This window comes from Rhodopirellula sp. UBA1907, assembly GCF_002337565.1.
Lineage (GTDB): Bacteria > Planctomycetota > Planctomycetia > Pirellulales > Pirellulaceae > Rhodopirellula > Rhodopirellula europaea.
Genome location: NZ_DDGH01000112.1, coordinates 2,754 through 3,111 on the forward strand (window position 1 = coordinate 2,754; position 358 = coordinate 3,111).

Genomic DNA, 358 nt, shown 5'->3' on the forward strand with positions numbered 1-358 from the left:
CCCAGTTGGCTGGTCTCACACTCCGATGCGATGGACAACCACGCGATTCGCCGAGGCCGCTGGATCCAAGAACGATTGATTGGCGGTGCGATCCCCGATGTCCCGATCACTGTCGACGCGATGTTGCCCGACGAACCGAGAACATCGCTTCGCGAACGGATGCGAGTCACACGCGAAGAGTATTGCTGGACCTGCCACCGAAAAATGGATCCGCTTGGTCTTCCATTTGAGATGTACAACCACGCGGGACTGTATCGACAAACTGAACATCGCCAACCCGTCGACACCACTGGCGAGATCATCGATTCAGGCGATCCTACGCTGGACGGGAAAGTCGCCAATGCGATCGAGCTCATTC

1 protein-coding gene is annotated in these 358 nt (G+C 57.0%); it reads left to right on the top strand.

Annotation, left to right across the window (positions count from 1 at the left end; genetic code table 11):
- Positions 1-358, top strand: a 358-nt coding sequence (locus tag B2R17_RS27980) for a DUF1588 domain-containing protein (RefSeq protein WP_286766600.1), incomplete at both ends; no start/stop codon positions are given.